This window comes from Streptococcus sp. ZY171113 (genome assembly GCF_057748235.1).
Genome location: NZ_CM173243.1, coordinates 958,720 through 973,850 on the forward strand (window position 1 = coordinate 958,720; position 15,131 = coordinate 973,850).

5 protein-coding genes are annotated in these 15,131 nt (G+C 47.5%); 3 read left to right on the plus strand and 2 right to left on the minus strand.

Going from position 1 to position 15,131, the window contains the following annotated elements; genetic code table 11:
* Positions 1–28 precede the first annotated feature (28 nt).
* Together AC3ARB_RS04495 and sppA are read right to left on the minus strand one after the other, a co-directional pair.
* Positions 29–529, minus strand: a complete 501-nt coding sequence (locus AC3ARB_RS04495) for an RDD family protein (RefSeq protein WP_488321362.1) — start codon at positions 527–529, stop codon at positions 29–31.
* A 1-nt stretch (position 530) separates the two neighbouring features.
* A complete protein-coding gene (gene sppA, locus AC3ARB_RS04500) occupies positions 531–1,547 on the minus strand; it encodes a signal peptide peptidase SppA (protein WP_488321363.1) in 1,017 nt (338 codons plus the stop codon).
* A 126-nt stretch (positions 1,548–1,673) separates the two neighbouring features.
* Here sppA and AC3ARB_RS04505 point away from each other — a divergent pair, with 126 nt between their 5' ends.
* The 3 genes from AC3ARB_RS04505 to AC3ARB_RS04515 all read left to right on the plus strand — a co-directional run bounded on the left by AC3ARB_RS04505 (position 1,674) and on the right by AC3ARB_RS04515 (position 15,053).
* Positions 1,674–2,039, plus strand: a complete 366-nt coding sequence (locus AC3ARB_RS04505) for a ribosomal maturation YjgA family protein (RefSeq protein WP_488321364.1) — start codon at positions 1,674–1,676, stop codon at positions 2,037–2,039.
* A gap of 3 nt (positions 2,040–2,042) precedes the next feature.
* Entirely contained in the window at positions 2,043–2,678 is a 636-nt protein-coding gene (locus AC3ARB_RS04510) for an SGNH/GDSL hydrolase family protein (protein WP_488321365.1), read from the plus strand.
* A 651-nt stretch (positions 2,679–3,329) separates the two neighbouring features.
* Positions 3,330–15,053 carry a YSIRK-type signal peptide-containing protein gene (locus AC3ARB_RS04515; RefSeq protein WP_488321366.1) on the plus strand — a complete coding sequence of 3,908 codons (11,724 nt, stop codon included), beginning with the start codon at positions 3,330–3,332 and terminating at the stop codon, positions 15,051–15,053.
* The last annotated feature ends 78 nt before the right edge of the window (positions 15,054–15,131 follow it).

Genomic DNA, 15,131 nt, shown 5'->3' on the forward strand with positions numbered 1-15,131 from the left:
CCCTCCGAACCATCGGAGAGCTAGTTTTTTAATGGTGACCAGGAAAAACCAATTCGGTTTCCTTGGCCTTGTCAAAGTAGGCCATCTGCCGCAGGTCTAGGACTGCCGTGTCACAGAGAATGTCCAAGAGGTGCTGGCGTTGAGGGGTAACAATGAGAATCAGGGCCAAAAATGGGGCGAAGTAGAGAATGGTGCGGCCGGCCAATTCCCTCAGGAGCAGGGTCTGGCGGTCCAGTTGGCCGGTCGTGATGTTGACCACCTTCAAGCCAAGTAAGAATTTGCCAACGGTTTGACCATCAAGGACCAGACTGGTTCCGACAAAGTAGGACAGAAAGAGGGCCAGTTTAATCAGCTCGTACCACCAGCTACCTGCTGCTAAGTCTGGGCTTACCAGACGGTGGACGGTTAGGTTGAGGAGGATTTTACTGGCTGCCCCGATGAGGAGGCTATCAATCAGAAAGGCCCCATAGCGTTTCCAAAAACCGCCAAAGCAGGGCTTATGCCATTGGGAAAGGGGGAGTTGGGTCATCTTAGCGACCTCCTTCCATGCGGTACTCTAAACTCATGTTATCCAGGGACTGGATTTTCTCGATGGCTTGGTTGAGCTGGCCAGCTGGTGTGCTGGCTTGGTCCAAGCCCAGCTTGCCCAGAATGCTTGGGAAGTATTTGCCAAAGCCCAGGTCGCTTGGCTGGTAGCTGAAGACTTGGGCCCCTTCAAGGCCGTTTTCAGCCATGAGGTCGGCTAGGGCATCTGATTCGTAGCCCAGCTGGTCAATGAGCCCCAAGTTCTTGGCCTGTTGGCCGCTGTAAATCCGACCATCAGCCAGCTTGCGGACAGCCTCTTCCGACAGGCCTCGTCCCTCGACAACCACATCGACAAAGCGTTGGTAGGATTCGTCAATGTAGGTCTGGAGGACCTGGCGTTCTTCCTCCGTCGCGTCCCGTGACCCAGACATGATGTCTTTCATGGCACCAGACTTATAGACGACTGGTTTGACGCCCAGCTTGTCAAGGAGACCGGCCGTATTGTAGCCGCTCATGATGACGCCAATAGAACCGGTAATGGTTTCTTGAGAGCCGTAAACCTTGTCGCCCAACATGGCCAGGTAGTAGCCACCGCTGGCAGCTGTACTGCCCATGGAGGCATAGACAGGCAGATCAGTTTCGGCCTGAACCGCCTTCATGCGGTCGTAGAGTTCACGAGTGGCATAAACCCCACCACCAGGTGAATCGATGGACAGCAAAACGGCCTTGATGGTCTTGTCTTCTTTAATCTTATCAATGGAAGCTAGAAGATGGTCGTGTTGGTAGGTAGCACTCTCTTGGCCGATAACCCCCTCGATAGGGATAACGAGGACACGATTCTGCGTGTCACCATCTTGGATAATGTCCTCGGTCATTTGGTTAGCCAGATTAAAGAGCTGATTAAAGGTGGCCTTGTTCTGGTTGACCAGCTGGGCCTCATCGACTTGTGGGGTCTTGCTAAAGAGGGAACCAACCAGCACCAAACCAGCTAAACCAATCACAATTGCATGTTTCTTTTCCATAAGGAGACTCCTTTGTCTTGTTTTTCTTTATGATAACATGAAATTGTATGGTCGTCAAGTTGTTTTATTAAAATAGAACAACTTTTTTTGCCTCTTCTTCAAGGAGACTTATGGTATAATAAGGCTATGAAAGCAAGAACTGTCGTTTATTTGGGCCTGCTTGGTCTGACCATCTTTTTAGGTCTCTTGTCCCGTATGTTTCCTGCCCTGCCAGCTCAGACAGGGGATGCCCTCTGGGCCATCATGATTTACTGGGGCTTTCGGGTGCTGGCTCGCTCGCCCAAAGAGGCTGCGGTCCTGACCCTGATCATTTCTTACTTGGTCGAGTTTTCCCAGCTCTTGACCTGGCCTTGGCTGGTGGCTTTTAGAAGCACTCTGATTGGCCATTTGCTCTTGGGCCAGGGCTTCCTCTGGTCTGACCTCTTGGCTTATAGCCTTGGGGTGGTTCTTGCTGCTGCCTGCGACAGCTATTTTTCCAAAACGAAAGGATAAGCCATGATTAGTCCACAAGTTGACGCCTACTACGAGAAACTCCGCGAGGGCCGCCGTCAGGCCTACCGCCGCCAGAACGCCCAAACTCTAGTTTACCCCGAGCTCATTTTTGTGGGCGACTCCATCACCGAGTGGTTTGATGTTGAGAAATGGCTGACGCTGACCAGAACATGGGCCAACCGGGGCATTGCCGCCTCCAACAGCCAGCATGTTCTGGACCATGTCGATGTGCTGGTTTTTGGGGCCTCGGTCAGAGAAGTGGTGCTCCTGATTGGAACAAACGACTTGGGCTATTCCCTGCCGCTGGCGCAGACCATGGACAACGTCCAACAGATTATCGAGACCATCAAGGCTGATTATCCCCTGGTGACCATCCACCTGCTAGAAGTCCTGCCAGTCAACGAGTCCGGCCAGTTTGCTGAGACCGTTGATGTTCGTACCAATGCCAATATCCAGGCCCTTAACCAGGCCTATGCGGACCTGGCAGACCAGTATGACTATGTCAATCTGGTCCCGACCTACCAGGCTTTTTTGGATGACCAGGGCCAGTTGGCTGTCGAGTTAACCAAGGACGGCCTCCACCTGTCTGACCAAGGTTATGCGGTCTTGTCTGAGATTCTTGGAGAGGTGGTGCGGTAGGTGGGTGCGGCAACTCAATTTTATCCTGTAACAGAGCTTGAGATACAAGAAGCAGAGGCAAATCTTTGATTTTCATTGCCAGAGGATTTTGAAAAGAGCCCCTTATAATGGACAGTATAAATACTGTTCTTAATAAGGTGGTTCTTTTTATCGACTAAAAACTCAGCAATCCCTACAACTTTCCTCGGAGTTTGAACGACCAGGTGGGCGTGTATTTCGCACTCAGTCGTTTTATCCCTAGTTAAACGTGCTCCAGTGCTTGAGTGCTGCAAGCTCTACAAGTTCCGACATCCTGTTCTATGAGCAACAAAAGTTAGGGAATTGCAACCTTGCGTTTTATGGCAGGAGGTCCAACGGTCAGCTAGGTTCATCATAAACCGAGAAAACCATCTATTATAATATATTCTTTAGTCAATCTATCATAGACGACACCTTGTCAGATTTCAATGACATGATGAGTCAGGAAAAAGACTTATTTTAAGGGAATTTTAAGCAAAAATAACATATATCAATATCAAAAAAAAAAAAAAATAAACGTCGTTATTTTTTATTTGTTTTTTCAAAGGAAATTTGTTAAACTAGTCATTGTATGATGGGATGTTTGTAAACTCCCACATAACGTTTTTAATATTTGGAAGGAGTTTTTCTTAAATGGAAACTAACAAGCGATTGCGTCGGGTAGACAAGCGTGATAAACGCGAGCGGTTCTCGATTCGTAAATTCAATGTTGGTGTTGCTTCGGTTGCCGTTGCCGCTTTTTGGTTGGTGACAGGTAGTCAGGCAGTAGCAGCTGAGCAAGTCTCAACAGCTACCACTGCTGAAGTAACAACCACAAGTACGACCACCAGCTCAGAGGAGGAGACGCCTGAAGCTGAGACGGAAACAGAAGGCGAGTCGGCCATTGCCCTTAAAACTGACGAGACGTCAGAGGTGACTAGCGAAGCGTCAGGACCAGCAGAAAAGGCTGTGGAAACTAAGGAAGCAAGTGAGCCAAGTGCTGAAACTGCTGAGGCTAAGACCGAGGAGGCTTCTAAAGAAGAGGCGAAACAAGACGAACTTAAAGTTGAGGAAACAGCACCTTCAACTGAGGCTAAGGATGAAGTTCCAGTTGCTGAATCCAGAGCAGCTCTGCCAACCCGTGATGTGGCCACAACATACCGAGTTCAGTACGTTGACGAAGAAACAGGTGAGCAAATCAAGCAACAAAACTATTCGGTTTCTGAGAAAAGCTCGACACCAGCTGGTCAACCGCACACTTTCAATATCACAGTTAAACTTGACTTGCCAGAAGGTTATGTGGCTGTAGGTGCAGCCAATAACGCGGGTACAGCTTTTGATGTGGTTAACAATGCCATCGCAGCGGCCATCGTAGAGCGTGATTCATCAACCCGTACCCTCAAGGTAACGGTTCGTCGTGAAAATGCTGCTGCCCCAGCACCAGAAACTGGTTCTGGTTTCCGTAGCACGGTTCCAGTGACAGATGCAACAGCTCGTCCAGCTAATCCAGCTCAGAAGATTACCGCAGGCGATGAAGCCAACAATGGTAAGGATCCTAAACAATTGGGTCAACAAATTTCATGGATCAACTTTGCTGACTCTGCTGCTTGGACTGGCTTGAACTCGCTCACTGCCCTGAATGTGGGGGCAACATATACCAAAGAGATTGCTCCAGGCTACATTGTCACAGCTAAAATCAAGGCTCTCCAAAACTTTGGTGCAACGGATACCTATAAGGATCGTGGTGGGCCAGTTATCGATACACAAAATATCGGTATCTCAACGAATGGTGCACAAGCAAATGCTAACCAACCCGTTAATCTCGTTGCCGTTCGTCAGAACCAGTGGGCAGTTGTTCGTAATATTCAGGGGGCAGATGGTTCAAGACCGTTTAACACCGGTACAGCAGCAACTGTTATTCGTTCGGCTAAGGATGGTGCCAACGTTGGTATTGTATTTGAATTATCAGCGACTTATAATGGCGAACCAACGAAACCATCTGTTATTACGGTAACAGGTGAGGAAGCTCACGCTGGTGAGGCGGAAATCTCGACGACAACAGGCGGAAATTGGGCACTGTTGGGTCTGTTCGGTGAAGGTGCTAACACGTACTCAACAGCGAATGCTGGAACCTTGACACCAACTTCACCAGCAGGTTTGACCGGCTATAATGGTTTTGGTCGTGAAGATACGGCTCGTGTGGCGACAATTTATAAAGACACTCCAGAAGTTGGTCGTGCTTACGCAAGTCCAGACCAAGTAACTGGTGGTCTAGGAAGCCAAGTTTTTGGTCCAGTACAAGGACAAGGACGAGCTAAAGCCTTTGTCGTATCCACAAACACAGATGAGCTGGGGGTTTACATTGCGTCAACAGGTCAGCAAGGTGTTATGGTTGGTTTTGTTTTCACCGATACGGGTGATGCACCAGCTTCTTATGGTGATGCCATTCACTTGTTGAGCACTGTTTCTTCTATCGATGGTACAGCGATTCAACAGCCACAATTGGGATCTATTAAAGCAGATACTGAAAAGTCAATTTCAGGTACAGCTTGGCGTAAAGACGACGAAGAGTTTACAGCTGATGAGGGCGTTCGCCAATTGATGGGTGAATTTACCGAACCTGGCAACAACTACACTTTGAAACGTGCTGACACTGGTGAATATAGCCTGAAAATTTTTGCAAATGCTAACGGTGCTGCTCCAGCCTACACACGTGGTTTTGTTGATTTTAACAATGATGGTGACTTTACTGATGAAGGTGAAGCGTCTGATATTGTTACTGTTAATGGCGATGGCAATAGCTACACCTTGACATGGAACACAACCAAACAAATCGTAGACACTAACATTCAGAAACTGGGTGTTCGTGTCCGTATTGCGACGAATGAGAATGACATTAAATTGCCAACAGGTACAGCTTACTCAGGTGAGGTTGAGGACTTCCAAACTCAGGTTATCCATCCACCTCGTGGTGAGCGTGAAGAAACATCAGGTGGTCCAGGTGAAACACAACGTGCGAAGATTGATTTTACAGCGTATGGTACCTTGTCTTATGATGACAGCAAGACCAACGCAATTGATACGACGGTTGATGTCAAAATCGTTGCTCCAGACGGTAGCCTTGTGTCAGAATACACTGAGCCAGGAGAAGGTAAGTATACAGTTGATGGTTCAGGAAATGTAACCTTTACCCCAGAACCAAGTTTTGTGAACAAAACAGCTAAGGGAGTTGCTTTACGTGCAACAGATAAAAACGGCTTAACAACTGGTTGGACAGCTGATGTACCTGAGAACCAACTTGGAGACAACAAAGTTGTGAATGTCAACGATGGCACGCATACTCTTGCGACAAAAACCATGGACTCAGTCTACATTCCACGTGTAACAGAGCCTATGGTTGATACGGTTGATAAGCGTACAGAAGGATTGCAGGGTCAGCCGCAGAGCGATACTCCTGAGTTTAAGCTGAACGATACAAGTTCAGAGACTGATTCAAATGCGACCTCTAAACGTGAAATCTCTGGTTACGCTCTTCAAGGTGCAGACGCTGAAGGTAAGGTTGTTGTTCCAAACCAAGGGACTTACACCATCGATTCAGCAACTGGTAAGGTAACCTTTACCCCACTACCAACCTTCACAGGAACTGCAACACCAGTAACGGTTGAAGCGACTATCAAGGTAACCAACGCTGATGGTACAAGTGCTGAATTGCCAGAAAAAGCGACAGCTACTTACACACCACGTGTTGAGCCAATCAAGCCAACAGCAGAACCAGCTCGTACAACTGACAAGCAAGGCGTGAAACAGTCAAGCGACGCTGACGCCCTCTTCAAAGAAGGTGATAAGGTTGCCCCTATCCAAAACGACACCATCACGCTTCTTGGTGCAGATGGCCAACCAACAAACCAACCAGTTCCAGCGACCATCGATGACCCAGAAAACCCAGGTCAGAAGAAAACCGTTGGTACTTACAGCCTTGTTAAGGGTGCAGATGGTCAGGTAACGGTTGAGTTCCAACCAAACCCAGACTTTGTTGGTACACCAGACCCAGTTAAACTGCGTGCAGCTGATAAGAACGGTACCACAGTTGACACAACTTACACGCCAACTGTAACGCCAATCACACCAACAGGCACACCAGACGAGACCACAGGTCTTCAAGGTCAACCACAAACGTCTGAACTTGTCTTTACACCTGGTGATGACTCAGCTCCGATTACCATCACAGAAGATCAACCAGCTAAGTTTATCGACCCAACAACTGGTAAGGAAACAGACGCTAAGGAATTGCCAGCCATGAAAGATGGTGAGCGAGTTGGTACTTACACTATTGATCCAACAACTGGTCAGGTAACCTTCCAACCAAATCCAACCTTTGTTGGTACAGCAGACCCAATCACTGTTCAGGTTAAGGACGCTAACGGCACTCCAGCGACAGCTAAGTACACGCCAACTGTAACCCCAGTTAAACCAACAGGCACACCAGACGAGACCACAGGTCTTCAAGGTCAACCACAAACGTCTGAACTTGTCTTTACACCTGGCGATGACTCAGCACCAATTACCATCACAGAAGATCAACCAGCTAAGTTTATCGACCCAGCAACTAAAGAAGAAACTAACGCTAAAGAATTGCCAGCCATGAAAGATGGTGAGCGAGTTGGTACCTACACCATCGATCCAGCTACAGGCCAGGTAACCTTCCAACCAAATCCAACCTTTGTTGGTACACCAGACCCAATCACTGTTCAGGTTAAGGATAAGAACGGCACACCAGCTAAAGCTGCGTACACACCAACTGTAACGCCAGTTAAACCAACAGCAGAACCAGCTCGTACAACTGATAAGCAAGGCGTGAAACAGTCAAGCGACGCTGACGCCCTCTTCAAAGAAGGTGATAAGGTTGCCCCTATCCAAAACGACACCATCACACTTCTTGGTGCAGATAATCAACCAACAGACCAACCAGTTCCAGCGACCATCGATGACCCAGAAAACCCAGGTCAGAAGAAAACAGTTGGTACTTACACTCTTGTTAAGGCTGCAGATGGTCAGGTAACGGTTGAGTTCCAACCAAACCCAGACTTCGTTGGTACAGCTGATCCAGTTAAACTGCGTGCAGCAGATAAGAACGGCACCACAGTTGACACAACTTACACGCCAACCGTAACGCCAATCACACCAACAGGCACACCAGACGAGACCACAGGTCTTCAAGGTCAACCACAAACGTCTGAACTTGCCTTTACACCTGGCGATGACTCAGCACCAATTACCATCACAGAAGCTCAGCCAGCTAAGTTTATCGACCCAACAACTGGTAAGGAAACCGACGCTAAGGAATTGCCAGCAACTAAAGATGGTAAGGAAGTTGGTAAGTACACTATTGACCCAACAACTGGTCAGGTAACCTTCCAACCAAATCCAGACTTTGTTGGTACACCAGACCCAATCACTGTTCAGGTTAAGGACTCAAACGGTACACCAGCTACAGCTAAGTACACGCCAACTGTAACGCCAGTTAAACCAACAGCAGAACCAGCTCGTACAACTGACAAGCAAGGTGTGAAACAGTCAAGCGACGCTGACGCCCTCTTCAAAGAAGGTGATAAGGTTGCCCCTATCCAAAACGACACCATCACGCTTCTTGGTGCCGACGGTAATCCAACAGACCAACCAGTTCCAGCGACCATCGATGACCCAGAAAACCCAGGTCAGAAGAAAACTGTTGGTACTTACAGCCTTGTTAAGGGTGAAGATGGTCAGGTAACGGTTGAGTTCCAACCAAACCCAGACTTTGTTGGTACAGCAGACCCAGTTAAACTGCGTGCAGCAGATAAGAACGGCACCACAGTTGACACAACTTACACGCCAACTGTAACGCCAATCACACCAACAGGCACACCAGACGAGACCACAGGTCTTCAAGGTCAACCACAAACGTCTGAACTTGCCTTTACACCTGGCGATGCGACAGCACCAATTACCATCACAGAAGCTCAGCCAGCTAAGTTTATCGACCCAGCAACTGGCGAAGAAACTGACGCTAAGGAATTGCCAGCAACTAAAGATGGTAAGGAAGTTGGTAAGTACACCATTGACCCAGCTACAGGCCAGGTAACCTTCCAACCAAATCCAACCTTTGTTGGTACACCAGACCCAATCACTGTTCAAGTTAAGGATAAGAACGGCACACCAGCTAAAGCTGCGTACACGCCAACTGTAACGCCAGTTAAACCAACAGCAGAACCAGCTCGTACAGAAGACAAGCAAGGTGAGCCACAAAACACTGACGCTAAAGCACTCTTCAAAGAAGGTGATAAGGTTGCCCCTATCCAAAACGACACCATCACGCTTCTTGGTGCCGACGGTAATCCAACAGACCAACCAGTTCCAGCGACCATCGATGACCCAGAAAACCCAGGTCAGAAGAAAACAGTTGGTACTTACAGCCTTGTTAAGGGTGAAGATGGTCAGGTAACGGTTGAGTTCCAACCAAACCCAGACTTTGTTGGTACAGCAGACCCAGTTAAACTGCGTGCAGCAGATAAGAACGGCACCACAGTTGACACAACTTACACGCCAACAGTTACTCCAGTTGCTCCAACAGCAGAACCAGCAACAACTGAAGACAAGCAAGGTGTGACTCAAAACACTGATGCTAAAGTTCTCTTCAAAGAAGGTGACGCGGTTGCTCCAATCGACAACAGCACCATCACTTTGGTTGACGCTGGCGGTAAAGAAGTCAAAGAATTGACTGTTCCAGGTGAGGGTACTTACACCCTTAAAGAAGACGGCACCATCGACTTCAAACCAGAACCAACCTTTACAGGTACAGCAACTCCAGTTACTGTTAAAGCTAAGGATGAAAACGGCACACCAGTTACAACAACTTACACGCCAAAAGTGACACCAGTTACCCCAACAGCTGAACCAGCTGAAACAACTGATGTTCAAGGTAAGAAACAAAACGGTACACCAACCTTTACAGAAGGTGATGCCGTTGCTCCAATCAATAAGGCCAGCCTTACTCTTGTTAACGCTCAAGGTGAAGAAGTTAAGGAAATCGTTGTTCCAGGCGAGGGTACTTACACGCTTAAAGAAGATGGCAGTGTTGATTTCCAACCAGAGCCAACCTTTACAGGCCGTGCTAAGGGTGTAACCGTTAAGGCTAAAGACACCAACGGTACCCCGGTTACAACCACCTACACGCCAACTGTAACCCCAGTAAGGCCAACAGCTGAACCAGCTGAAACGACTGACAAGCAAGGTGTGAAACAAACTGGTAAACCTGAGTTCAAGGCTGGTAACGACGCTGTTCCAATGAATGACACTGTTCCAGCAACCTTCGAAGATGGCACAACAGAGAAAGTTGTTCCAGGTGAGGGAACTTACACAGTTGCTCCAGACGGCACAGTAACCTTCACACCAGAGAAGACCTTCACAGGTCGTGCTAAGGGTGTAACGGTTAAACGAGTTGACACCAACGGTACGCCAGCGACAGCGACTTACACGCCAACCGTAACCCCAGTAAGGCCAACAGCTGAACCAGCTGAAACAACTGATGTTCAAGGTAAGAAACAAAACGGTACACCAACCTTTACAGAAGGTGATGCCGTTGCTCCAATCAATAAGGACAGCCTTACTCTTGTTAACGCTCAAGGTGAAGAAGTTAAGGAAGTCGTTGTTCCAGGCGAAGGTACTTACACGCTTAAAGAAGATGGCAGTGTTGATTTCCAACCAGAACCAACCTTCACAGGCCGTGCTAAGGGTGTAACCGTTAAGGCTAAAGACACCAACGGTACCCCGGTTACAACCACCTACACGCCAACTGTAACCCCAGTAACGCCAACAGCAGAACCAGCTGAAACAACTGATATTCAAGGTGCTAAACAAACTGGTAAACCTGAGTTCAAGGCAGGTAACGACGCAACGCCAATCGACGAAAAAGTTCCAGCAACCTTCGAAGATGGTACAACTGAGAAAGTTGTTCCAGGTGAGGGAACTTACACAGTTGCCCCAGACGGCACAGTAACCTTCACACCAGAGAAGACCTTCACAGGTCGTGCCAAAGGTGTAACGGTTAAACGAGTTGACACCAACGGTACGCCAGCGACAGCAACCTACACGCCAACCGTAACCCCAGTAACACCAACAGGAGAGCCTAAGGAAACAACCGGTCCTCAGGGTGAAGAACAATCAGACAAGCCAGTCTTTAAGCCTGGTAATGAAGCTGTTCCAATGGACGACACTGTACCAGCAACCTTCGAAGATGGCACAACTGAGAAGACTGTTCCAGGCGAAGGTGTCTACACCGTTGCCCCAGACGGTACAGTAACCTTCTCACCAGAGAAGAACTTCACCGGTCGTGCTAAAGGTGTAACAGTTAAACGTGTTGACACTAACGGTACGCCAGCGACAGCGACTTACACGCCAACTGTAACGCCAGTTGTTCCAACAGGTACACCGGTTGAGACAACTGATCTTCAAGGTAAGACACAAACTGGTAAACCTGTCTTTGAACCAGGTGATGAGTCAACACCAATTGACTTGAAAGAGCCTGCAACCTTTGAAGATGGCACAACTGAAAAAGTTGTTCCAGGTGAAGGTACTTACACAGTTTCTCCAGACGGCGTTGTGACCTTCGTTCCTGAGAAAGACTTCACAGGTCGTGCCAAAGGTGTAACGGTTAAACGTGTTGATAACAACGGCACGCCAGTTACTGCGGATTACATCCCAACTGTAACGCCAGTAACACCTAAGGGTGAGCCAGAAACAACTAAAGATGTTCAAGGTAAACCACAATCTGCTAAGGTTGAGTTCACACCTGGTAACGAGGCTGTTCCAATGGACGACACTGTTCCAGCAACCTTCGAAGACGGCAAAACTGAAAAAGTTGTTCCAGGCGAAGGTACTTACACTGTTGCTCCAGACGGCACTGTAACCTTCACTCCAGAAGAGAACTTCACTGGTAAGGGCACAGGCGTGACTGTCGTTCGTCAAGACGTTAACGGCACCAAGGCCACTGCAACTTACACACCAGAAGTAACGCCTAAGACAACATCTTACGTTGATGAAGCAGGTAAGAGCTTGATTCCAACGGTTGATGGTACCTTCGACCCAGCGAAATTGGCGGACTACTACGTCAAAGAAACTAAGGTTGATGAAGCAACAGGTAACACCACTCACGTCTACGCTAAGAAGACAACCGAGCATGTCGCTGAGAATGGCACAGTTCTTAAACCTAAGGAAGACGGTACTAACCCAACTGAAACCTTTGACGGCTACTACGTCAAAGAGACTAAGGTTGATGAAAATGGTAACACCACTCACGTTTACGCTAAGAAGACAACTGAGTATGTGACTGAAGATGGTACTGTTCTCAAGCCTAAAGAAGACGGCACACTTGACCCATCAACCTTTGACGGCTACTACGTTAAAGAAACCAAGGTTGACGAGAAGGGTAACGTGACTCACGTTTACGCTCCAGTTCAAACGACTTACGTTGATGAAGCTGGTAAGCCAATCAAAGACCCAGCAAACGGTCAAGATCCAAACGCTCCAATCGAAGGCTACGAGATTGTGTCATCAGTGACAGACCCAGAAACTGGTAACGTTCGCAACGTTTACAAGAAAGTTCCTGTGACGACTTACGTTGATCTTGACGGTAAGGAAATTTCACCTGAGAAAGCTGGTTCTAACCCTAATGAACCAATCGAAGGCTACGAAATTGTTACAAGCGTAACCGACAAAGATGGTAATGTTCGTAACGTTTACAAGAAGACTGTAACGCCAACAACAACCTTCGTTGATGAAGCTGGTAACCCAATCAAGTCACCAGAAGAAGGTACCAACCCTAACGCTCCAGTTGAAGGTTACACTATTGTGTCATCAACAACTGACAAAGACGGCAATGTTCGTAACGTTTACCGTAAGGTTGTAACGCCAGTTACTCCAGTAACCACATTCGTTGACGAAAAAGGCAATACCCTTTCACCACAGAAAGATGGTTCTAAGTCTTCAGAAACTATCCCAGGTTACGAGTTGGTAACAACTGAGATTGCTGAGAATGGCGATGTGAAACACGTTTACCGTAAGGTTGAAACGCCAGCTACTCCAGTTACTACTTTCGTTGATGAAGCTGGTAACCCGATCAAGACACCAGAAGAAGGTCAGAAGACAGGTGTTCCTGTTGATGGCTACACCATCGTGTCAACAACGATTGACCCAGTTACAGGTAACGTGAAGAACGTTTATAAGAAAGTTGTTCCACCAACAACAACCTTCGTTGACGAGTCTGGTAACCCAATCAAGTCACCAGAAGAGGGTACTAACCCTAATGTTCCAGTTGAGGGATATGAGATTGTTTCAGTAACAACCGACAAAGATGGTAACGTGAAGAACGTTTACCGTAAGGTAACACCACCAAGCACAACTTACGTTGACGAGAACGGTAACCCAATTCAAGACCCAACAGAAGGTCAGCATCCAAACGCTCCAATCGAGGGCTACAAGGTTGTCTTGACGGTAACAGATGCCAAAGGCAATGTGGTTAACGTTTATAAGAAAGTTGTTCCACCAACAACCACTTATGTTGACGAGAATGGTAAGCAAATTCAAAACCCAACTCAAGGTCAAGATCCAAACGCTCCAATCGAGGGTTACGAGATTGTTTCAACGACAACAGATCCAGATGGTAATGTGGTTAACGTTTATAAGATGATTCCAACACCGAACACAACTTATGTAGATGAAGCAGGTAACACTATTTCACCTCGTAAGGACGGTCAGGATCCAAACGCTCCACTCCCTGGTTACGAAATCGTTTCAACTCGAACTGACGAGGCTGGCAATGTGGTCAATGTTTACCGTAAGATTGTAACACCAACAACGCCTTCAACCATCTTTGTTGATGTGAATGGAAACCCAATCAAGTCACCAGAAGAAGGTGCGAAACCAAACGTTCCAATCGAGGGCTACGAACTTGTTTCAAGTGTTCCAACACCAAATGGCGATGTGGTTAATACTTACAAGAAAGTTGTTAAGACCAACTATGTGGATGAAGCGGGCAACCCAATTCAAGACCCAACTCAAGGTCAAAATCCAAATGCTCCAATCTCAGGTTACGAGATTGTATCGACTGAGACGGATGCTGATGGCAATGTGAAGAACGTTTACCGCAAGGTAACACCGCCAAGCACAACTTACGTTGATGAGAACGGTAACCCAATTCAAGACCCAACTCAAGGTCAGAATCCGAATGCTCCAATCTCAGGCTACGAGCTTGTATCGACTGAGACGGATGCTAAGGGTAACGTGAAGAACGTTTACCGTAAGGTAACACCACCAAGCACAACTTACGTTGATGAGAACGGAAACCCAATTCAAGACCCAACTCAAGGTCAAAATCCGAATGCTCCAATCTCAGGCTACGAGATTGTATCGACTGAGACGGATGCTAAGGGTAATGTGAAGAACGTTTACCGCAAGGTAACGCCACCAAGCACAACTTACGTTGATGAGAACGGTAACCCAATTCAAGACCCAACTCAAGGTCAAGATCCAAACGCACTAATCCCAGGTTACGAGATTGTTTCAACCACAACTGATAAGGATGGCAACGTGATTAACGTTTACCGCAAGGTTAAGACCCCATCTAAACAAGTTGTGACCAGCTTCCTTGATGAAAATGGTCATCCAATTCAAGTAACAGAAGGTGGTAGCCATCCAAACGCACCAATCCCAGGTTACGAGATTGTTTCAACCACAACTGACAAGGATGGCAACGTGATTAACGTTTACCGCAAGGTTAAGACCCCAACTAAACAAGTTGTGACCAGCTTCCTTGATGAAAATGGTCATCCAATCCAAGTAACAGAAGGTGGTAGCCATCCAAACGCACCAATCCCAGGTTACGAGATTGTTTCAACCACAACTGACAAGGATGGTAACGTGATTAACGTTTACCGCAAGGTTAAGACCCCATCTAAACAAGTTGTGACCAGCTTCCTTGATGAAAATGGTCATCCAATCCAAGTAACAGAAGGTGGTAGCCATCCAAACGCACCAATCCCAGGTTATGAGATTGTTTCAACCACAACTGACAAGGATGGTAACGTGATTAACGTTTACCGCAAGGTTAAGACCCCAGCGAAGCCAGCTACTCCTGAAACATCAGTTAAGCCTGTGACACCTGCTCAGTCAGAAGCTCCAAAAGCTCCTGCCGCAGTTGCTCAGCCAGCTCCGAAAGCAGCTGAGAAAGTCGCTAAGGCTCTGCCAAGCACTGGTGATTCAAGCTCGCTTGCTACTCTTGTGGGCACTAGCCTCTTAACAACGGCTCTCGGCCTTGTAGCCCTGCGTCGTCGCAAGAAAAATTAAGTCTGAATAAGACAAAGAAGAGATGATCCTTGGATCATCTCTTTTTGGTTTTTAACACCTAGAGAGGACAAATTTTGG